Here is a 20,505-nt window from a genome sequence, read left to right as displayed (position 1 = left end):
CTCTCTCCTCAGGCGACGGCCAGCCGGACGGCCCCGGCGGTTCCCGCATCGTTTTCCAGATAGAAGCGGCGCAGCAGGTTGCTGGCTGTCAGCGCGCGGTACTCAGCCGAGGCGCGCCAGTCGCTCAAGGGGGTGAAGTCCTGCTTCACCGCCGCCGCTGCCGCGTCAAACGCAGCCTCGCCCCAGGGCTGGCCTACCAGCGCGGCCTCAGCGCCAGCGGCGCGTTTGGGCGTTGCCGCCATGCCACCAAAGGCAATGCGGGCAGAGGTGATCACGCCGTCGGTCACAGTAACGCTGATCCCGGCGGCGACTGAGGAGATATCCTCATCCCGGCGCTTGGAAATCTTGTAGGCCGCATCGATCTGCCCGCCCCTGCGCAGCGGAATGCGGATGGCGGCCACAAAATCGCCCGGCCCGCGGTCCTGCTTGCCGTAGTCGATAAAGAAGTCTTCCAGTGGCAGAGTGCGGGAGCCGCCCTTTTTCTGCAGGGTCACCTCGGCACCCAGCGCAATCAGCACCGGCGGGGTGTCCCCGATGGGGGAGCCGTTGGCGATATTGCCACCGATGGTGCCCATGTTGCGCACCTGCCAGCCGGCGATGCGGTCCCAGTATGCGCTCAGATGCGGGAAGGCATCGCGGATCGCGGTTTCGCTTTCGGTATAGGTGACGCCGGCACCCAGGGTCAGCGCCTCATCTGTCTGCTCAACCGCCTTCAACTCCTCCAGATGGGCGACAAACACCACTGGCGAAATCGGTTTCATGAATTTGGTGACCCAGAGGCCCACATCGGTGGAGCCTGCAACAATGGTTGCCTTGGGGTTTTCTGCCAGCACCTCTGCCAGATCCGCCGCATCCAGCGGCAGGATGGCGCGGTCGTCCTTGGGGCCGGTCACGACGCGGGCTTCGGGCTGGATCGCTTGCAGCTGGGCTGTCAGGCTGGCGCGTTCAGTGGTCAGGTAGTCATTGGCCGGGGTGCCGTATTGGTTCACCGCAAGTGCTGCCTTCACAATCGGCTCATAGCCGGTGCAGCGGCAGAGGTTGCCCTGCACGGCGGTTTCCACCTGTGTCTCTGTGGGCTGCGGGTTTTCCATCCACAGCGCATACAGCGACATCACGAAGCCGGGCGTGCAGAAGCCGCATTGGCTGCCGTGATGTTCGACCATCGCCTGCTGCACCGGATGCAGGCGACCGTTCGGGCCGGACAGATGCTCAACCGTGACCACATGGCAGCCGTTGAGCGAGGCCAGAAACCGGATGCAGGCGTTCACCGCCTCATAGCGCAGGGCGCCGTCCTGCAGCCGCCCCACCAGCACGGTGCAGGCGCCGCAGTCGCCCTCGGCGCAGCCTTCCTTGGTGCCGGTCAGGCGCTGTTCCAGCCGCAGGAAATCCAGCAGGGTGGTGGTCGCTGGCACGTCCTCCAGCACGATACCCTTGCCGTTCAGAAGAAAGCGTATGCTGGTTTGATGTGCCATGGGGCCTCCCGAGTGTCTCTTGGGCCGAACTGGCCCGCGTATGACATTTTTACCCTGTCTGACTGCCACGGTTAACGGCTGCAATCGCGAAATGCTTTCAACAGTCTGTTGAAAATGGTTAGGCTGCCAGATGCCGGAACCAGCATGTTTGCCGATGGGCTGCATCAGTGGCAAGTGGCAAACATGCCCCGCAAAGGACTGTGAAACATGTCGTATCTGGAATCTCTGCGCGTCTTTTGCCGGGTTGTCGAATTGGGCAGCATCACCTCTGGCGGGCGCGATTTGCGGCTGACGCCGGCGGTGGCCAGCAAGCGGATCAAGGAGCTGGAAAAACATCTTGGCGTGCGTTTGTTCAACCGCACCACAAGATCGCTGACCCCGACCGAGGCCGGGCAGCTGTTTTATACCGAAGTCAAGAAGGTGCTCGAATCGATTGAAGACGCAGAGGCAGTGGTTTCGCAATTCTCCGCCGCACCGCGCGGGGTGATCCGGGTGACCGCGCCGCTGGGTGTCGGCCGCCGCATTATTGCGCCGCTGGTGCCAGGGTTTGTCGAGGATTATCCTGCCACTGAAATCCGCATGCGGATGTCGGACCGGAAGGTGGATATTCTGGCCGAAGGGCTGGATGTGGCGTTCTTTATCGGCACGCCGCATGACTCCACCCTGAAGATGCGCAAGATCGCCGATTGCAAACGGGTGCTATGTGCCGCGCCGGAGTATCTGGCGCGGTATGGCAGCCCGCAGACACCTGAGGATCTGCTGAGTGGTCACAACTGCCTGCTGCTGCGCTATCCGCGTTCGCCTGAATACTACTGGACGCTGGAAACACCCGACGGCCCGCGCAAGCTGGAGGTTTCGGGCAAATTTGACGCCGATGACAGCGATGTGCTGACCAACTGGGCGCTGGACGGGCGCGGCATCGTCAACAAGCCGCGGTTTGACGTCGCCGCGCATCTGCGCAGCGGTGCCTTGGTCGAGGTGCTGCCGGACACGCCGCCGGAGCCGACCATTTTCGGCTGTCTTTACCCGCACCGCAAATTGCAGGACCCGAAGATCCGCCTGTTCGTGGACTATGCGGTGAAACAGGGGCTGGCGGCCTTTCGGCGCTTCGGTAGCGGAAAGTAGCAGCCTTGCATTCTGGCGGCCGCCCGGCGCATTGGCGATGCACGCAGGCTGCCAAAGAAAAACGGCCCCGCCGCGCAGGCAGGGCCGTTTCAGATTGTCTTGCAAATTGGATCAGTTCGCCGCCAGCGCGAAGGGCAGATCCCTGGAGGCGCTGCCGTACCAGCGGCGGATCAGGGCGCGCTCATCTTCCTGCATATAGGTGACATTGGCGGGCGGCATCGCATGGGTGGCACCGGCCTGGAGGTAGATCTCCTTGGCGTATTTCGCCACATCCGCCGGGGTCTCCAGCAGCACGTTCTTGGGTGCGCGGCGGATGCCGTCATAGTAGGGCTCGCGCGCGTGGCACATGGCGCAGCGGCCCGGCACCACATTCATCACGTCCTCGAAATGCTGGTTGCCGGCAAAGACCTGTTCGGTCTTGTTCAGCTCCCGCGCTTCGGATTCTTCGTAGGTGTCCTGCTGCAGCGGTGCCTGGCTCAGGATCATCACGCCGATGAACAGGATGGCAGTCACCAGCCAGGTCCAGGTCGGGTTGCTGGTGCCTGCGTGGTTGCTGTTGAAATAGTGGCGGATGGTCACGCCCATCAGAAACACCAGCGCCGCGATCAGCCAGTTGTATTCGGTGGCAAAGGCCAGCGGATAGTGGTTGGACAGCATCAGGAACACAACCGGCAGCGTCAGATAGTTGTTGTGTGTCGAGCGCAGCTTGGCGATCTTGCCGTATTTGGCATCCGGGGTGCGGCCTTCCTGCAGGTCTTTCACCACGATACGCTGGTTCGGCATGATGATGAAAAAGACGTTGGCCGTCATGATGGTCGCCGTAAAGGCACCCAGATGCAGCATTACCGCGCGGCCGGTGAAGATCTGGTTGTAGCCCCAGCCCATGGCGACCAGCAGCACAAACAGCAGCACCATCAGCACGGTTGGCTGTTCGCCCAGCGGTGACTTGCACAGGGCGTCATAAACCAGCCAGCCGACGGTCAGCGAGGCGCCGGAAATCAGGATGCCCTGCCACAGGGCCAGGTCGGCCTTGCTGGCGTCGATCAAATAAAGCTCTCCGCCGGCCCAGTAGACAATCATCAACAGGCCCGCACCCGACAGCCAGGTGGCATAGCTTTCCCATTTGAACCAGATCAGGTGGTCCGGCATGTTTTCCGGCGCCACCAGGTATTTCTGAATGTGGTAGAAACCGCCGCCATGCACCTGCCATTCCTCGCCATGCGCGCCCACCGGAAGATGCGGCACCTTCCGCAGGCCAAGGTCCAGCGCGACAAAGTAGAAGGACGATCCGATCCAGGCAATGGCGGTGATGACGTGAAGCCAGCGGACCGCAAAGCCCAGCCAGTCCCACATGATCACAAGCTCTTCCATTGTTCTCTCCTCATAAGCTTTGGCAAGGACACTAGAGCATGCCCTTATTTTCATGTATTAGGTAAAAAACCCAAGCTGTTTCAAAATAAGTCAAAGAATACGTGAATGGCCTATCTCGACAATATCCGCACCTTTGTCCGGGTTTATGAACTTGGCAACATGTCTGCTGCTGCACGCGACATGCGGATTTCGGCGGCGGTTGCTTCGTCACGGATTTCGCAGCTGGAGGACCACCTGAACGTGCGGCTGTTCCAGCGCACCACCCGGCTGCTTAATCCGACAGAGCAGGGCAACCTGTTCTATCACGGAGCTGTCAAAATCCTGGAAGCGGTGGATGAGGCAGAGGCCGATATCAGCAGTGTCACGCAAACGCCGCGCGGCACGCTGTATGTGGCGGCGCCGCTGGGGCTGGGGCAGCGGCTGATTGCGCCCGCGGTGCCGAAGTTCAGTGAGGCTTATCCGCTGATTTCCATCCGGCTGCGGCTGTCGGACCGCAAGCTGGATTTGGCCGCCGAGGGGCTGGATGCCGCCTTTTTTCTTGGGGTGCCGGAAGATTCCAACCTGCGCATTCGCAAGATCACCGATTGCCCCCGGGTGCTGTGCGCCTCGCCGGAATACATCAAGCGGCGCGGCCAGCCTGTCAGCAGTGACGAATTGAAGACCGAGACGCAGGACTGCCTGAACCTGCGCTATCCCGGTGCGCCCGAATTCCAATGGCCGCTGCGCAGCCGCGACGGGGTGAAACGGGTGACAGTTACCGGGCCGTTTGAATCGGATCACGGCGATGTGCTGACCAATTGGGCGCTGGAGGGGCACGGGATCATTCTGAAGCCGGTGTTTGAGATTTCCGAACACCTGGCCTCAGGCCGGCTGGTGCCGGTGCTGGCAGAGGAGCCGCCGGTCCCGATCCAGATGGCCTGCCTTTACGTCCATCGCCGTCACCAGGACCCGAAGGTGCGGCTGTTCATGGATTTCATGGTGGACCATATCCAGGCTTCCCTGCCTCCGGAATGAAAAAGCCCGCCCCAGGTACCTGGGGCGGGAACCGCTGGCGGATGCCAAGCCGGAAGAGGAGATTTTGCGGGATCAGCTGCCGCGATAGGTGGAATAGCCGTAGGGCGACAGCAGAAGCGGCACATGGTAATGGCTGTCTGCTTCGCTCATGCCAAAGCGCAGCGGCACTTCGTCCAGGAACAATGGCTCGGCGTCGGCCTGGCCGGTGGCGCGCAGATAGCCGCCTGCGTGGAACAGCAGTTCATAGGTGCCGGTGGCAAATTCGCCTGCGGGCAGGATCTGCTCATCGGTGCGACCGTCGCTGTTGGTTGTCAGGCTGCGCAGATGGATGCGCGCGCTGCCGTCGATCCTGTAAAGATCGATCTTCAGCCCTTCTGCCGGGCAGCCGCGGGCAGTGTCCAGCACATGGGTGGTCAGAAAACCGGCCATTTGAGCCTCCTGTCATATCTGTTTCTTTAGGTATGCTTGGTTCTGCCCGCCCCATACAGCGGCAAGAGTCAAAAAGTTCTTTCAAAAATTTACTGAAAGCCTACTCGGATTGTTCTGTTCTATAAGGAATAAAAGACAGGAGACCAGTCGTGACGCGCTATCCTCGTGACTTGCGCGGATACGGTGCTGCCGCACCCGACCCGCAGTGGCCCAATGGGGCCAAAGCCGCCGTGCAATTTGTTCTGAATTATGAAGAGGGCGGCGAGAACTGCATCCTGCACGGGGATGCGGCGTCTGAGGCGTTTCTGTCGGATATTCCAGGTGCCGCGCAATGGCCGGGCCAGCGTCACTGGAATATGGAATCGGTCTATGAGTACGGCAGCCGTGCCGGCTTCTGGCGGCTGCACCGATTGTTCACCGGGGCCGGCATTCCGCTGACGATCTATGGCGTTGCCACCGCGCTTGCCCGCAGCCCGGAACAGGTGCAGGCGATGACGGACGCAGGTTGGGAAATCGCCAGCCACGGCCTGAAATGGGTCGAGCACAAGGACATGCCTGAAGAGGAGGAGCGCGCTGCGATTGCAGAAGCCGTGCGCCTGCATACCGAGGTGACCGGCACCCGCCCGCGCGGCTGGTACACCGGCCGCTGCAGCGCAAATACGGTGCGGCTGGTGGCCGAGGAAGGCGGGTTTGACTATATTTCCGACACGTATGACGACGACCTGCCCTATTGGCTGGAAACCGGCGCCCGCGATCAGCTGATCATCCCCTACACGCTGGAAGCCAACGACATGCGCTTTGCCAATTCGCCGGGTTGGATCACCGGCGAGCATTTCTTTCAGTATCTGAAAGACGCCTTTGATGTGATCTATGCCGAGGGCGAGGCGGGGGCAGCAAAAATGATGACCATCGGGCTGCACTGTCGGCTGGTGGGTCGTCCGGGTAAGATCGCGGGGCTGAAGCGTTTCCTCGACTACATCCAGGGGTTCGCGGACGTCTGGTGCCCGCGCCGGATCGACATTGCGGAACATTGGGCTGAGACCCATCCGCCGGTCAAGCGCGCACGGCCGAGCCAAATGGAGCGCGAGGCGTTTGTTGCCAAGTTCGGCACGATCTTTGAACATTCGCCCTGGATTGCCGACCGCGCCTATGATCTGGAACTAGGTCCGGCACATGACTGCGCGGCGGGGGTTCACAACGCTTTGTGCCGGATCTTCCGTACCGCATCCGAGGCAGAGCGTCTGGGCGTGCTGACTGCGCACCCGGATCTGGCGGGCAAGCTGGCAGCCGCCGGCCGTCTGACAGCAGAGAGCACCGCGGAACAGTCCAGCGCTGGCCTTGATCTGCTGACAGATGAAGAACGGGACACATTTACCCGGCTCAATACCGAATATGTCGGGAAACACGGCTTTCCCTTTATCATTGCAGTGCGGGATCACAACAAGGCGTCGATCATGGAGGCCTTCCACCGCCGTATCCACAACGACCGCACCACTGAGTTCGGCGAGGCCTGCCGTCAGGTCGAACGTATCGCCCGGTTCCGGCTGCAGGATCTGCTGCCATGAGCCGCTGGCTGACAGCGGTGCCGCTGACGGCAGAGGCGTTTGCGCCTTATGGTGATGTGATCGATGTGAACGGCGCACCGGACAAGCTGATCAATCAGGGGCTTTGCGGTCGCCATCACGACCGGGCGACCCTTGATTTCGGCGAGGATGGCCGGGCTGGTATCAGCCTGTTTGATGCCCAGGCCCGCCACCTGCCGCATAAGGTGGACATGGTCGAGCGCCATCCCGAAGGCAGCCAGGCCTTTGTGCCCGTCAGCGGCGTGCCGATGCTGGTTGTTGTCGCCGATGATGACAATGGCAACCCGGTCAATCTGAAAGCCTTCATCAGCCAGCCCGGTCAGTCCATCAACCTTTACCGCAGCATCTGGCACGGGGTGCTCGCGCCGCTTGGTGCGCCTGGACAATACATTGTGGTCGACCGTATCGGCGCCACCCCGAACCTCGAAGAGCATTGGTTCAAGGAGGTTTTCACTGTGGTCTCTGACTGACCGCAACACCCTGAAGCCGCTCAAAGAAACAAGAAGCGGCGAGATCCCCATGACCGACAGGAGACACGATTCATGGCTGATACTTCCATTGGAACGCCGGCGCAGCTGCGCGATCCGGACTATACCCCGCCGCTGATCACGGCAGTGCCGCTGGGCATCCAGCACGTGCTGGCGATGTTTGTATCGAACATCACGCCCGCCATTATCATCTCTGGCGCCGCCGGTTTCGGCTTTGGCTCTGATGCAGGCGCGCAGGGCTTCCCGGATATGAGCTATCTGATCCAGATGTCGATGCTGTTTGCCGGCATTGCCACGCTGCTCCAGTCGATCGGCATGGGCCCCGTGGGCGCCCGGCTGCCAATTGTGCAGGGCACCAGTTTTGCCTTCATCCCGATCATGATCCCGCTGGTTGCCGGCAAGGGTGTAGAAGCCTTGCCCGCGATTTTCGGCGGGGTGCTGATTGGCGGGCTGTTCCACGCTGCCCTTGGCACCGTGATCGGGCGCATCCGCTTTGCCCTGCCGCCATTGGTTACCGGCCTTGTGGTGCTGATGATCGGTCTTTATCTGGTGCGGGTCGGCATCGAATATGCCGCTGGCGGCGTCCCGGCCAAGGCCTTTGGCAAGGAAGAATACGGCAGCCTGCTGAACTGGTCCGTGGCGCTGGTGGTGATCTTCTCGACCCTGGGGCTCAAATTCTTTGCCCGCGGCATGCTGTCGGTCTCGGCTGTGCTGATCGGCATTCTGGTCGGCTATGTCTATGCGATGTTCTTTGGTCTCGTCACCTTTGAAAGCATTGGTCAGAGCTGGGACCGGGCGGCGGCCTTTGGTCTGCCGAACCCGTTCAAATACGGCATTGAAATCACCACCGCCGCAGTGATCGGCTTTTGCCTGATGTCCTTTGTCAGCGCGGTTGAAACCGTCGGCGACGTCAGCGGCATCACCAAGGGCGGTGCACACCGCGAGGCAACCGACAAGGAAATCCAGGGCGCGACCTATGCGGACGGTGTCGGCACTGCGGTTGCCGGCCTGTTCGGCGGATTGCCGAACACCTCCTTCAGCCAGAATGTCGGGCTGATTGCCATGACCGGCGTGATGAGCCGCCATGTGGTGACCATCGGCGCGATCTTCCTGATCGTCTGCGGGCTGATCCCCAAGGTTGGCGCGCTGATCCGCACCATCCCGATCGAGGTTCTGGGCGGCGGCGTCATTGTGATGTTCGGCATGGTGGTTTCTGCCGGTGTCTCGATGCTGTCGGACGTGGTCTGGAACCGCCGCAACATGGTGATCTTTGCGATCGCGCTGTCGATTGGCTTTGGCCTGCAGCTGGAGGTGATGAACCTGAAGCCGGGGTCGCCGAACGCGCTGCAGTATCTGCCCGATACCCTGCGCATCCTGGCCGCCTCGGGCATTCTGCCGGCCGCGCTGATTGCCATCGTGCTGAACCTGATCCTGCCGCAGGAACTGGCCGATGAAGCCACCGAGGAAGTCTCGGGCGGGATGAGCGGCCATGGCAAAGGGTCGCTGCCGCATGAGGACCGCGTCTGACCGCGGCTTTCGGACTGCATCTGACAATACCAAAGCCGGCCCTGAAACGGGTCGGCTTTGCTGTTTCGGCGGGGCAGCTCATGTGAAACTTGGCGCTTCGTGATGCGATGCGGAGACGTGCAGAATGTGTTTCTGGGCGAAGCTTAGAAATCGACCTCGATGGCGATGCCCTGCGCCACCGCCAGATCAACAACCGAAGCTGCCACAGCCAGGTCCTGCAGGCCGACACCGGTGCCGTCGAACAGGGTGATCTGATCGGCCGAAGTGCGGCCCGGATTTGTGCCGTTGATCACCGCGCCAATCTGGGCCACGTCTGACTCCCGGATCAACCCCTGCGCCACAGCGTGCTGTGCCTCGCCGATGGAGATGGATTGCGCCACCTCGTCGGTGAACACGGATGCCTTGACCAGCAGTTCGGCCTCGACCTCCTGCTTGCCTTTGGTGTCGGTGCCCATGCAGGCGACATGGGTGCCGGGGCTGACATGGTCGACCAGCAGCGACGGCGCAAAAGCCGAGGTGATGGAGAGGATCACATCCGCCTCTGCCATGCCAGGCAGATCCACCGCTTCAAACGGTACGCCAGCCTCAGCCGCGACTTTTTCGATATTGGGCAGCATTTCGGGGTGGTAGTTCCAGCCGATGACCTTTTCGAACGGGCGCTGTTCAAGGGCTGCGCGCAGCTGGAAAGTGGCCTGATGGCCCGCCCCGATTATGCCGATCACCTTGGCGTCATTGCGGGCCAGATGCTTGATCGAGACCGAGGACGCCGCGGCGGTGCGCAACGCGGTCAAGAGATTGCCGCCCACCATCGCCTTGGCCTTGCCGGTGTCCGGGTCAAACAGGAACACAGTAGACTGGTGGTTGATCAGCCCGCGTTTTTCCAGGTTGTTCGGCCAGTAACCGCCGGCCTTAAGGCCCAGCGTCAGGCCCGCGCGGTCAAAGCCGCCCTTGAAACCATAAAGCGCGTCCTCATGGTCAATCGCCTCGCGCACCACAGGAAAGTTATAGGCATCATCCGATGCCATGGCGGCAAAGACTTTCTCGACCGCAGCAAAGGCGGCCTTGCGGGTCATCAGCCCCGCTATTTCCTTTTCCGGAACGATATACATGTCTGGTTCTCCTCAGCAAAAAGCCGGCGGAGAGCGGCTGTGCGCAGCTCCGCCAGTTTGGGGATGGGGTGGTTAGTAAGCCTTGCCGCGGGCCGAGACAGGCCAGACGGTTTCGACCTTGCCGCCCCGGACACCCACGTACCAGTCATGCACATTCGCCGTCGGGTCGCAGTGGCCGGGGACCAGGCGCAGCTTGTCGCCAACTTTCAGCGCGTCGGCAGGGTCTGAAACCACGCCGTGCTCATCCGAGCATTGAATGTATTCCACGTCGTCGCGACCAAAGATGACCGGCAGGCCGCTGTCCACGGATTGCGCCTTGAGGCCTGCATCGACAATGGCTTTGCCGGCCTTGGCGTGGCTCATCACCTGAGTCAGCAGGAAGAAGGCGTTTTCCCATTCGCCCTGGTCGATCCGGTTGCCGTCCTTGTCCAGAATGCGGCCATAATCCGCGTCCATGAAAGCGTAGGAGCCGCACTGCAATTCGTTGTAAACATCCGAGTTCGATTCAAAGTAGTAGGAGCCGGTGCCGCCGCCGGAGACCAGCTCGCAGGCGATGCCTTCGGCCTTCAGACCCTCTACCGCATCGGCCACTTGTGCGATGGCGATGTCCAGCTTGGCCTTGCGGTCAGTGTAGCTGTCCATATGCTGCATCGCGCCCTGATAGGCCTGGATGCCGGAAAATCTGAGGTTCTCTGCCGCGGCCACTGCCTTGGCGATCTCGACAACCGCCTCAGTCGTGGTCACGCCGCAGCGGCCGGCGCCACAGTCGATCTCGACAAAGACTTCCAGCTCGGTGCCGTGCTTTTGCGCTGCCGCCGACAGGTCGGCAACATTGGCCGGGTCGTCAACGCAGACGATGGTGCGTGCGCCCAGCTTGGGCAGGCGGGCCAGACGGTCGATTTTGCGCGGGTCGCGTATCTGATTGGAGACCAGCACGTCCTTGATGCCGCCGCGGGCAAAGACTTCGGCCTCGGACACCTTCTGGCAGCAGACGCCAACTGCGCCGCCCAGACGTTCCTGCAGCTTGGCCACATCCACGGATTTATGCATCTTGCCGTGGACCCGGTGGCGCATGCCATGCGCCTTGGCATAATCGCCCATCTTCTTGATGTTGCGCTCCAGCGCGTCCAGGTCGAGGACCAGCGCCGGGGTCTGGATGTCAGCCTCGTCCATGCCCGGAATGGCCGGGACGTCATAGCCGACTTCAAGCTCTTCGAATTTGGTCTGTGCATTCATGGTTCTATTCCCCAGTTCAGCTGTTCATCCAGGGCAGCGTGTCGAGATCGACATTGCCGCCGGTGACGATCAGGCCTACGCGTTTGCCCGCGAAGGCCTGTTTGTTTTTTAGTATGATGGCCAGTGGCACCGCCGAGGATGGCTCCATCACGATGCGCAGGTGCTTCCAGATCAGTTTCATCGCCTCGATGATCTGGGCATCCGACGCGGTGTAGATTTCGCTGACGTGGCCCGAGACAAAATGCCAGGTCAGGTCTTTCAGCGGCACCAGCAGCCCGTCGGCAATGGTCTTGGGCGCATCATCGGCGATGATGTAACCCGCCTTGAAGCTGCGGTAGGCGTCATCGGCCTGCTCTGGCTCTGCCGCGATCACCTGGGTTTCCGGTGCCAGGGTCGACAGCGTCAGGCAGGTGCCGGAGATCATGCCGCCGCCGCCGATGGGTGCGACAACCATGTCCAGGCCATCGGTCTGTTCCACAAACTCCCTGGCGCAGGTGCCCTGCCCTGCGATGACCCGGTGGTCATTGTAGGGATGCACAAAATCGCCGCCGGTCTCGGCCTGCACTTTGGCAAAACTCTCCTCACGCGAGGAGGTCGAGGGCTCGCATTCGGTGATCCTGCCGCCGTAACGACGCACGGTGTCCTTCTTGGCCTGCGGCGCGGTGCGCGGCATCACCACGTTGCAGGGAATGCCGCGCAGCATCGCGGCATAAGACAGGCAGGAGGCATGGTTGCCCGAGGAATGCGTCGCCACACCCTTGGCCGCCTGCGCCGCGTCCAGCCCGAACACCGCGTTACTGGCGCCGCGCACCTTGAAGGCGCCCGGTTCCTGGAAGTTCTCGCATTTAAAGAACAGCTCCGCCCCGGTCAGCTCATTCAGGTAGGCAGAGGTGCGCACCGGCGTGCGGCGGATGTGGGGCTGGATGCGCTCATGCGCCGCCAGCATGTCCTCATAGGTCGGGATATACATCGCGGTATCCTTCATCAGGCGGCAGCCTTGGTGCTGTTGGCCTGGGTGCCGCGGTAGTAGTCCTGCGCCGCCGCCACGCCAGAACCCAGCTGGATGTTCAGGCCGAGGTCGGCCATGACCATTTCGGCGGTGGCGAGGCCGGACAGCGCCATCACGTCGGTCAGGCTGCCCAGATGGCCGATGCGGAACACCTTGCCTGCGACGGCGCCCAGGCCGGTGCCAAAGGCGACGCCGTATTTCTCCGCCGCCAGGCTCACGAATTTATTGGCGTCAAAGCCTGCCGGCGTGCGGATCGCGCTGACGCTGTCGGAATAGACGTCGGGCGACACAGCACAGAGCTCCAGCCCCCAGGCCCGGACGGCCGCGCGGACGCCCTCGGCGATCCGGTGGTGGCGGGCAAAGACATTCTCCAGCCCTTCGTCCAGCAGCATGCCACACGCCATGTTCAGACCGTTCAGCAGCCCGACAGAGGGTGTGTAGGGATAGGCATTGTTGGCATAGCCGTTGGCCATATCCTTGATATCAAAGAAGGTGCGCGGCAGGGTCGCGGTTTCTACCGCCTGCATCGCCCTGGGTGAGACGCCAACGATGGCCAGGCCGGGTGGCAGCATAAAGCCTTTTTGCGAGCCGGTGACGGCAATATCGATGCCCCATTCATCCATCCGGAAATCCATCGAAGCGATTGAGCTGACGCCGTCGACAAACAGCAGCGCCGGGTGGCCGGCGGCATCCAATGCGCGGCGGACAGCGGCAATGTCGGATTTCACGCCAGTTGCGGTCTCGTTGTGGGTTGCCAGAACCGCCTTGATCTCATGCGCCGTATCTGCGGTCAGGATTTCCTCGTAGCGGTCCGCAGGCAGGCCTTCGCCCCATGGGGTTTCGACAAGCTGAACGTCCAGCCCGTGGCGTTGGCACATGTCGATCCAGCGGTGGCTGAACATGCCGTTGCGCGCCGCCAGCACCTTGTCTCCCGCACTCAGAGTATTGCTGAGTGCCGTTTCCCAACCGCCAGTTCCGGTCGACGGAAAGACAAAAATCTCGGCGCTTTCGCTTTTCAGAACCTTCTTTACCCCGGCCAGTGCCGGGTGCAGGATCTGACCAAACAGCGGCGAGCGGTGGTCCAGTGTCGGCATGTCCACAGCCTTGCGCAGGGCTTCGGGCATATTGGTCGGACCGGGGATGAAAACCGGATTTTGAAAGCTCATGTCGTGCCCTCCTGTAGCGATTTCCTTCACAGTAGGGCGACGCTTCTGGTAAGTGAATTTTTTCGAAAAAATATTTCATCAGACAAAATCTGCCTGCATTTCTTTTGTTTTCAGTATCTTGTATTTTTTACTATGCAAAAGCGTTTTTCAGTTTTATCCATAAGCTGTTGCTTGAATTGTCAGGGAAGGCCTGAAAATGCCCCAGCCGCCGCGCCGCAAAGGCCGCCCGAAAAGCTTTGATTCCGCCAACCAGCCAGCCACCATTCAATCGCTTGACCGAGCGCTGGATGTGCTGGACGCGCTGGCCAGTGCCGGCGGTATGACGCTGACCGAACTCTCCACTGCACTCGACCAGTCGGCCGCCACCATGTACCGGGTGCTGGCCACCCTGGAGGCGCGCCAGATTGTCGAAACAGAACCGCAAAGCCAGACCTGGCATATCGGTGCCATGGCCTTCCGCCTTGGCTCTGCTTTTCTGCGCCGTTCCAGCGTCATTGAACGCGCCCGGCCGGTGATGCGCGAGCTGATGGAGGCCACGGGGGAGACCTCCAACCTCGGCATCGAACGGGGCGGTGATGTGATGTTTGTGAGCCAGGTGGAAACCCATGAATCGATCCGCGCTTTCTTTCCGCCCGGAACAATTTCACCGATGCATGCGTCGGGCATTGGCAAGGCCTTGCTCAGCTGTTTTGAAGAAGATCAGCTCATCCGTTTTCTGCGCGGGCGCAGCCTGGAGCGGTTCACAGCAAAAACCCTGACCACGGCGGAGGCTTTGCGCGCAGATCTGGCGCAGATCCGCAACCGTGGCTGGTCTTTTGATGATGAGGAAAAGGCGCCCGGCATGCGGTGTGTCGCAGCGCCGGTTTTTGGGATGCAAAATGAGGTGCTGGCCGGGATTTCCATTTCTGGCCCCACGGCGCGGATGCCGGACGGCGGCATCACCGGAATCGGCGCTCTGGTCAGGGAAGCCGCGCAGAAACTCTCCTATGGATTGGGCGCATCTGCGGCAGATGAGACCCCGCCCGGCTGACAAGCCGGGCAGCGCCCGGGCACATATCCGGGCCGGGCGCTACGCCCGCTTTCAGCGCAGCGGTGCCAGTGGCATGTGGCGGTTCACATCTTTGTACAGCAAATATCGGAACTTGCCCGGACCGCCTGCATAGCAGGCCTGCGGGCAAAACGCGCGCAGCCACATGTAATCGCCGGCCTCGACCTCGATCCAATCCTGGTTCAGCCGATAAACCGCCTTGCCTTCCAGCACATAAAGCCCGTGCTCCATCACATGGGTCTCGGCAAAGGGGATCACTGCGCCGGGTTCAAAGGTAACAATGGTCACATGCATGTCGTGGCGCAGGTCGTTCGGGTCTACGAACCGCGTGGTTGCCCATTTCCCTTCGGTTTCCGGCATCGGGGTCGGTTCGACATGTTTGTCGCTGGTGACAAAGGCCTCGGGTGCATCCAGTCCCGTAACCGCCTGATAGGCCTTGCGGATCCAGTGAAATCGCACAGGCGCATCGCCGGTGTTGCGCAGGCTCCAGACAGCTTGTGGCGGCAGGAAGGCATAGCCGCCCTCCTCCATGTCATGCGCGGTGCCATCGATGGTCAGCGTCATGGCGCCCTGCACCACAAACAGCACCGCCTCAACCCCCGGCTCGGTGTCCGGGTGGTCGCTGCCGCCGCCGGGCTGCAGCTCGGCGATATATTGGGAAAAGGTCTCGGCAAAGCCGGACAGGGGCCGCGACAGCACCCAGAAACGGGCCTTGTCCCAAAACGGTAACAGGCTGGTCACGATATCGCTCATCGTGCCTTTGGGGATCACCGCATAAGCATCGGTGAACATTGCACGGTCGGTCAGCAGCTGGGTTTGCGGCGGCAGCCCGCCTTCCGGTGCGTAATAGGATCGTTGGGTCATCGGCTGCCTTTCCTGCTGAAGTGCTGCCTCATTGATACCCGTCTGCCCGGAGCAACCGAACTTATTTCCGTATCAAGAATGCTTGAAGGATTATCTTGGTATTTTTGAAGACCGCAGAGACCGCTTCTATCCGCCGCCGCCAATATCCTCAGGCGCGATGGAGACGGTTTTCACAACGGCGAAACAATCTGTACCGGGATCAAGGTGCAAAGCCTGTGCCGAACGCCGGGTCACCCGTGCCAGGACCCGGCCTGCAGGCGTGTTTAGCGAAACAATGGCGCCGGGGCCGCTGCCGGTGCGGATCTGTTCAATTGTACCCGGTAAAATGTTCAGCGCGGACAAGCCTTCAGGAGGTTGGCGCGACAGGATCACATCATGGGCTGAAATTCTGACGCGCGTGATACTGCCGGGCGTCTTGGCGATTTGCGGCAGGAACAGCGGCACGCCTCCTGCGTCCAATTCCGTCAAACCGTCGCTGTGGTGCCGGACAACCTTTGCCTCCAGCAACGCCCCGGCGGCCCGGACACCCGTCGGCATGATGGCAGGATCGCCCAGCACTTCGGCGGCAGGGCCCTGCCGCTGCACCTTGCCGTCCTGCAGCACCACAATTGTTGTCGCCAGCCGGGCCACTTCGGCCACCGAATGGCTGACATAAAGGATAGGGATGCCGGTTTCGTCCCGCAGCTGCTCAAAATAGGGCAGGATCTCTGCCTTGCGTGCCTCATCCAATGCCGAGAGCGGTTCATCCGCCAGGATCATCTGAGGGGCCGACAGAAGGGCGCGGCCAATTGCCACCCGTTGCTTTTCCCCCCCCGAAAGCCCGCTGGGCCGCCGCGTAAGAAGCGGCCCGATACCCAGCATGTCCACCACGCGGTCCAGGCTTTCCCGGCTGGCATCGCGCGGCGCAAACCATTGTCCGAACAGCAGGTTCTGGCGCACCGTCAAATGCGGAAACAGTCGCCCTTCCTGAAACACATAGCCCATGCGGCGCTTGTGCGGCGGCAGGCAATGGTGACGTTCCGTGTCCAGCAGCACGTTGCCATTCAAAACCACCCGCCCCTGGCTGGGCCGCAGCAGACCCGCCACGGCCTGTATGACCGTTGTCTTGCCAGTGCCGGAGCGTCCAAACAGAACGGTGACGCCAGGTGGCGCCTCAAATTCCACATCCAGCTCGAACCCGGGAAGGGCATGGCGCAGCGAAACCGTCAGCATCAGCGACCCCCCATTCGCGCAGCGGCGCGGCGGGCAAGCAGCTCCGACAGCAGCAACGCGCTGAGAGCAACGGCAATCGAAACCAATGTGAGGCGCAGCGCCGCGCTTTCACCGCCCGGCACCTGCAGAAAGGTGTAAATCGCAGAGGGCAGCGTTTGTGTCTGGCCCGGGATGCTGGACACAAATGTGATGGTGGCGCCGAATTCACCCATCGCCTTGGCAAAGCCCAGAACCGTGCCAGCGATCAACCCCGGCAGGATCATAGGCAGGGTGATCGTGGCAAAGCACATCAAACGGGAGGCCCCCAGGGTTGCGGCGGCCTGTTCCAGCTTGAGGTCCACGGCCTCCACCGACAGGCGGATTGCCCGCACCATCAGTGGAAAGGCCATGATGGCTGCTGCCAGCGCGGCACCGGTCCAGCGAAAGGCAAAAACAATACCGACCTGCTGCAAAACACTGCCGACCGGACCTTTGGTGCCAAACACCATCAGCAACAGATAGCCGGTCACCACAGGCGGCAGAATGAGCGGCAGATGAACCAGGCTGTTGAGGATCTGCTTGCCGGGGAAGTGCCAGCGCGCAAGGGCATAAGCCACAAACACCGCGAGCGGCAGCGCCGCCAGCGTTGCCCAGATTGAGACCTGCAGCGACAGTAGCACCGCTTGCCATTCTTCTGGCCCCAGCCATGCCGCTCCGCCGCTCACCTGCCTGGTACTCCAAAGCCGTGGCGCTCAAAAATCTCCATGACCGCAGGACTGCGCAGAAAATCCAGAAATGCCTGGGTGCCGGTGCCCTCTCTGTCGGCTATTGCAGCGGCTGGATAGACAATTTCAGGATGGCTGCCTTGCGGAAAGGCCGCAACGACCGAAACCGCCGGGCTTGCGGCGGCGTCCGTGGCATAGACCACGCCAAGAGGCGCTTCGCCTGAGGCGACCAAAGCCAAAGCCGCGCGCACATTTGTCGTCTGCGCCACCTTGGGCTCAACGGCGAGCCATTGTGCCAGAGAGGCCAGTGCAGCCTTGCCGTAAATCCCGGCCGGGACGGCATCGACCAGCGCCATCGCAAGGCGGCCGTCGCCCAGCACCTGAGCCAGATCACTGGTTTCCAGATCCAGCAGCGGCGCATTGTCGCCATGTGCAATGAGAACCAGCCGGTTTGACAGAAGATCTTGCCGTGTGGCCGGGTCCGTCAAACCGTCCTGCTGCAGAACATCCATCCATCCCGAGTTGGCGGAAATGAAGATATCTGCCGGGGCGCCCAGCTGGATCTGCCGGGCCAGCGCCGGCGAGCCGGCATAAGAGAGCGTGACTTGCTGGCCGGTGCGCTCCTCAAAGGCGGCGGCGGCCTCGTCCAGAGCGGTCTTTGTACTGGCGGCCGCAAAAACAGTGATGTCGGCCTGTGATTGCCCGGCCAGGCTCAGCACCAAGACCCAGGCAACAGCAAGGCTTCGCCGGAAAACCGGCGAAGCCAATGCATTCAGTACTGAAGTCAAACAGGCGCTCATCTCCCCTAAGGGACTACCTGTGCAGACAGGCTCCGGCAAACGGAAACTGGTCCGATGCGTCTTGCGGGGGTCCGGCGCAGGCACAGCGCCAGGACGGTCCGCAGGTCAAAACAGATCGACGGCGCCTGCAGCGGCACCTGCGGCTGCGGGTGCAGGAACGGGGGCCGGACGTGCTGCTGCGCGCTGCTCCAGTTCGCCGAGTTTGCGGTCGTCCTTCACATGGGTTTGCTGAGCGGCGCCGGTGCAGGCATGGAACCGCACTCGGCGCGCCGAGGTGCCGCCGACGCTGGAGGACACGCAAGGGATGCTTTCGTCCCGCAGGAATTGCTGAACAAACTCGGTATTGGCTGCACCGATGTCGGACAGGTTTGCCGACATTTTGGCGCCGCCGAACACCTTCGCCTTCAGATTCGATCGGATGGCGCCCTTTTTGAGAATGCCGTTGATCAGCAGTTCCATCGCGTGAATGCCGTAGCGTGCGTTGGCAGCCCCCCCCTGGCGGGAATTGGCCAGAAGGAAATGGTTCATTCCACCCACACCATTTTCCGGATCATAAATACAAGCCGAGATACAGGAGCCAAGGACCGTGGAAAACATGATCTTCGGATCCGTGCTCACCCGGTATTCCCCTTGCAGCACCGTTACGGATTTCGATGTGGCGAAAACAGTCGTCAAAGTCAGATCCCTTCCTGCAGTTCGTTCAGGCCTTGCAGGCCTGCAGTAGTGTATTGGCCATCCGGGCCAGCGGGACTTGCTGCTGGGCAGCGCCCATTTCCCAGGCCACGCGCGGCATGCCATAGACAACCGAGGATTTTTCATCCTGGGCAAAGGTTTTTGCACCGGCCTTGCGCAGCTCCAGCAGACCCCTGGCCCCGTCTTGACCCATGCCGGTCAGGATGGAGGCAATGACGTCTTTTCCATATGGCACGGCAGAGGTGAACAGAGCGTCAACAGACGGGGTGTGGCCGGAAATATCCGGACCTTCCTTCATCCGCAGCCGCAACGGTTTGCGGCTGGTCAAACCCATGTGTCGGCGCTGGCCGGCCGCAATATAGACATGACCGGGCTCCAATGTGGTGCCGTCTTCAGCAGGGCGCACGCGGGCCGGACAGATCCGATCCAGCAGCGAGACCAGGCCAGAGCCGAAATTCTTGCCGGTATGCTGTACGATCAGGGTTGGCGGGCAATCGAATGGAAAGCCAACCAGAACGCTTCGCAAAGCCTCTACCCCGCCTGTCGAAGACCCGATCAGGATCAGCTTCTTGCTGCCGCCTGGGGCCACTGCGGGTCGGGCTGCTGCAGATCTCGCCGCGGACCCGAGGTTGCGGCGCGGTGCATTCAGCATCATGTCAAGATACTGAGCAAACTGGCTGGGATGATCGGATTTCGTCAGCTCAAAGATGCCTGCTCCGACGTCCAGAAGTGGCGAGGACTTGCGGGCCGGAGTCGCTCCCTGGGTGTCCATCACGGAAACCCAACGGGTGTCCATGGCAGAGAACAACGCCATCATCATCTCGAATTCGGGCAGTTTGGTGAACCCGTCTTCGACAAAGGCAAACACCGGCTGCGCGGCTTCTGCCTGATTGTAGGCCATCATCAGATTGTTGGCCAAAAGCACTTTCATGCCGGGATTGGCCGATTCCATATAGCCCTGCAAAGTTCGGGCAAAGTTACGGTCTGTGGTAATTATCAATAAGTTACGCGAAGACAATGGAATCCCCCGTCAAGTTGCAGTGCCCGTAGAATTGCAGGCACAGGTTGCCATAGTCTGAAGGCGCCGCATTATTTGCGGCGCCTTCTGGATTTTTCAGAAGTCCTGCCAGAGATCGCGTGCGGCGTTGCTGCCGCTGTCGGCTGCCGCGGCGGCTGGGGCCGGGCTGGCTTCGAGATCCCAGCTGTTGTCGCCATGTGCGGAAGGGGCCGGGCTGGCGGCCGGTGCGGCCGGTGCTGCGGCAGCGGGGGCTGCCCGGCGGGCGGCCGGTGCTGCGCTGCCGGAGACCCGGAAATGTGCGACCATCTCCGCCAGTTTGCCTGCGTCGGTATTCAGCATGTGACCAGCCGCAGTGGCCTGTTCCACCATTGCTGCGTTCTGCTGGGTTACCTGATCCAGCTGGGTCACGCCGGTGTTGATCTCATGCAGGCCGGTCGATTGTTCGGCGGCGCCTTCGGCGATGCCAGACACCAGCTGCGAGATATGGGTGACCTGTTCGACGATGCTCTGCAGCGCCTCGCCGGCCTTGCCGACCAGATCGACGCCGCGTTCCACCTGTTTGGAACTGTCGCCGATCAGCGTCTTGATCTCCATCGCCGCGTCAGAGGACCGCTGCGCCAGGGCGCGCACCTCGCTG

20 protein-coding genes are annotated in these 20,505 nt (G+C 61.6%); 6 read left to right on the top strand and 14 right to left on the bottom strand.

Going from position 1 to position 20,505, the window contains the following annotated elements:
- Positions 1-8 precede the first annotated feature (8 nt).
- Positions 9-1,472 (bottom strand): xanthine dehydrogenase small subunit, encoded by a 1,464-nt coding sequence (gene xdhA / locus ACP151_RS19140; RefSeq protein WP_424980480.1) that lies wholly within the window; start codon positions 1,470-1,472, stop codon positions 9-11.
- Between the two features lie 207 nt (positions 1,473-1,679).
- Between xdhA and ACP151_RS19135 the strand changes: the two genes are divergently transcribed.
- Positions 1,680-2,597: a LysR substrate-binding domain-containing protein gene (locus ACP151_RS19135; protein WP_424980479.1), complete on the top strand. Its 918-nt coding sequence runs from the start codon at positions 1,680-1,682 to the stop codon at positions 2,595-2,597.
- A gap of 111 nt (positions 2,598-2,708) precedes the next feature.
- On the opposite strand, the gene ACP151_RS19130 is transcribed toward ACP151_RS19135, so the two are convergent.
- Positions 2,709-3,968, bottom strand: a complete 1,260-nt coding sequence (locus ACP151_RS19130) for a urate hydroxylase PuuD (RefSeq protein ID WP_424980478.1) — start codon at positions 3,966-3,968, stop codon at positions 2,709-2,711.
- Positions 3,969-4,073: 105 nt separating this feature from the next.
- Between ACP151_RS19130 and ACP151_RS19125 the strand changes: the two genes are divergently transcribed.
- The gene (locus ACP151_RS19125; RefSeq protein ID WP_424980477.1) at positions 4,074-4,982 is read left to right on the top strand and encodes a LysR family transcriptional regulator; all 909 of its coding nucleotides are present in this window, start codon (positions 4,074-4,076) and stop codon (positions 4,980-4,982) included.
- A 72-nt stretch (positions 4,983-5,054) separates the two neighbouring features.
- Here ACP151_RS19125 and uraH read toward each other — a convergent pair whose 3' ends face one another.
- Entirely contained in the window at positions 5,055-5,411 is a 357-nt protein-coding gene (uraH, locus tag ACP151_RS19120; protein ID WP_424980476.1) for a hydroxyisourate hydrolase, read from the bottom strand.
- Positions 5,412-5,560: 149 nt separating this feature from the next.
- Between uraH and puuE the strand changes: the two genes are divergently transcribed.
- The 3 genes from puuE (at position 5,561) to ACP151_RS19105 (ending at position 9,009) form a co-directional block, all read left to right on the top strand.
- Entirely contained in the window at positions 5,561-6,976 is a 1,416-nt protein-coding gene (gene puuE, locus ACP151_RS19115) for an allantoinase PuuE (protein WP_424980475.1), read from the top strand.
- Positions 6,973-7,464 (top strand): ureidoglycolate lyase, encoded by a 492-nt coding sequence (locus tag ACP151_RS19110; protein ID WP_424980474.1) that lies wholly within the window; start codon positions 6,973-6,975, stop codon positions 7,462-7,464. Before puuE ends, ACP151_RS19110 begins: the two co-directional genes overlap by 4 nt.
- A gap of 72 nt (positions 7,465-7,536) precedes the next feature.
- Entirely contained in the window at positions 7,537-9,009 is a 1,473-nt protein-coding gene (locus tag ACP151_RS19105) for a uracil-xanthine permease family protein (protein WP_424980473.1), read from the top strand.
- Between the two features lie 143 nt (positions 9,010-9,152).
- Here ACP151_RS19105 and bhcD read toward each other — a convergent pair whose 3' ends face one another.
- The 4 genes from bhcD to bhcA all read right to left on the bottom strand — a co-directional run bounded on the left by bhcD (position 9,153) and on the right by bhcA (position 13,529).
- On the bottom strand, positions 9,153-10,118 hold the full coding sequence (bhcD, locus tag ACP151_RS19100; protein WP_424980472.1) for an iminosuccinate reductase BhcD: 966 nt from the start codon (positions 10,116-10,118) through the stop codon (positions 9,153-9,155).
- 72 nt (positions 10,119-10,190) lie between these two features.
- Positions 10,191-11,354 (bottom strand): 3-hydroxy-D-aspartate aldolase BhcC, encoded by a 1,164-nt coding sequence (gene bhcC, locus ACP151_RS19095; protein WP_424980471.1) that lies wholly within the window; start codon positions 11,352-11,354, stop codon positions 10,191-10,193.
- 16 nt (positions 11,355-11,370) lie between these two features.
- Positions 11,371-12,339, bottom strand: coding sequence for a beta-hydroxyaspartate dehydratase BhcB (bhcB, locus tag ACP151_RS19090; protein ID WP_424980470.1), 969 nt, complete (start codon positions 12,337-12,339; stop codon positions 11,371-11,373).
- Positions 12,339-13,529, bottom strand: coding sequence for an L-aspartate--glyoxylate aminotransferase BhcA (bhcA, locus tag ACP151_RS19085; RefSeq protein ID WP_424980469.1), 1,191 nt, complete (start codon positions 13,527-13,529; stop codon positions 12,339-12,341). Before bhcA ends, bhcB begins: the two co-directional genes overlap by 1 nt.
- A gap of 196 nt (positions 13,530-13,725) precedes the next feature.
- Here bhcA and bhcR point away from each other — a divergent pair, with 196 nt between their 5' ends.
- Positions 13,726-14,559, top strand: coding sequence for an HTH-type transcriptional regulator BhcR (gene bhcR, locus ACP151_RS19080; protein WP_424980468.1), 834 nt, complete (start codon positions 13,726-13,728; stop codon positions 14,557-14,559).
- A 51-nt stretch (positions 14,560-14,610) separates the two neighbouring features.
- On the opposite strand, the gene ACP151_RS19075 is transcribed toward bhcR, so the two are convergent.
- The 7 genes from ACP151_RS19075 to ACP151_RS19045 form a co-directional block, all read right to left on the bottom strand.
- The gene (locus ACP151_RS19075; RefSeq protein ID WP_424980467.1) at positions 14,611-15,441 is read right to left on the bottom strand and encodes a bifunctional allantoicase/(S)-ureidoglycine aminohydrolase; all 831 of its coding nucleotides are present in this window, start codon (positions 15,439-15,441) and stop codon (positions 14,611-14,613) included.
- A gap of 126 nt (positions 15,442-15,567) precedes the next feature.
- Entirely contained in the window at positions 15,568-16,653 is a 1,086-nt protein-coding gene (gene modC / locus ACP151_RS19070) for a molybdenum ABC transporter ATP-binding protein (protein ID WP_424980466.1), read from the bottom strand.
- A complete protein-coding gene (gene modB / locus ACP151_RS19065) occupies positions 16,653-17,357 on the bottom strand; it encodes a molybdate ABC transporter permease subunit (protein ID WP_424980465.1) in 705 nt (234 codons plus the stop codon). Before modB ends, modC begins: the two co-directional genes overlap by 1 nt.
- The gene (gene modA, locus ACP151_RS19060; RefSeq protein ID WP_424980464.1) at positions 17,354-18,157 is read right to left on the bottom strand and encodes a molybdate ABC transporter substrate-binding protein; all 804 of its coding nucleotides are present in this window, start codon (positions 18,155-18,157) and stop codon (positions 17,354-17,356) included. Before modA ends, modB begins: the two co-directional genes overlap by 4 nt.
- Positions 18,158-18,262: 105 nt before the next feature.
- Positions 18,263-18,832: a chemotaxis protein CheD gene (locus ACP151_RS19055; RefSeq protein WP_424980463.1), complete on the bottom strand. Its 570-nt coding sequence runs from the start codon at positions 18,830-18,832 to the stop codon at positions 18,263-18,265.
- A gap of 25 nt (positions 18,833-18,857) precedes the next feature.
- A complete protein-coding gene (locus ACP151_RS19050) occupies positions 18,858-19,802 on the bottom strand; it encodes a CheB methylesterase domain-containing protein (RefSeq protein WP_424980485.1) in 945 nt (314 codons plus the stop codon).
- A 162-nt stretch (positions 19,803-19,964) separates the two neighbouring features.
- On the bottom strand, positions 19,965-20,505 hold a 541-nt coding region (locus tag ACP151_RS19045; RefSeq protein ID WP_424980462.1), incomplete at its 5' end, for a methyl-accepting chemotaxis protein.

It is taken from the genome of Leisingera sp. S232, from assembly GCF_049800895.1.
GTDB lineage: Bacteria > Pseudomonadota > Alphaproteobacteria > Rhodobacterales > Rhodobacteraceae > Leisingera.
The sequence above is the reverse complement of the archived record's forward strand: the minus strand, read 5'-3'. Positions and strand labels throughout refer to the sequence as shown.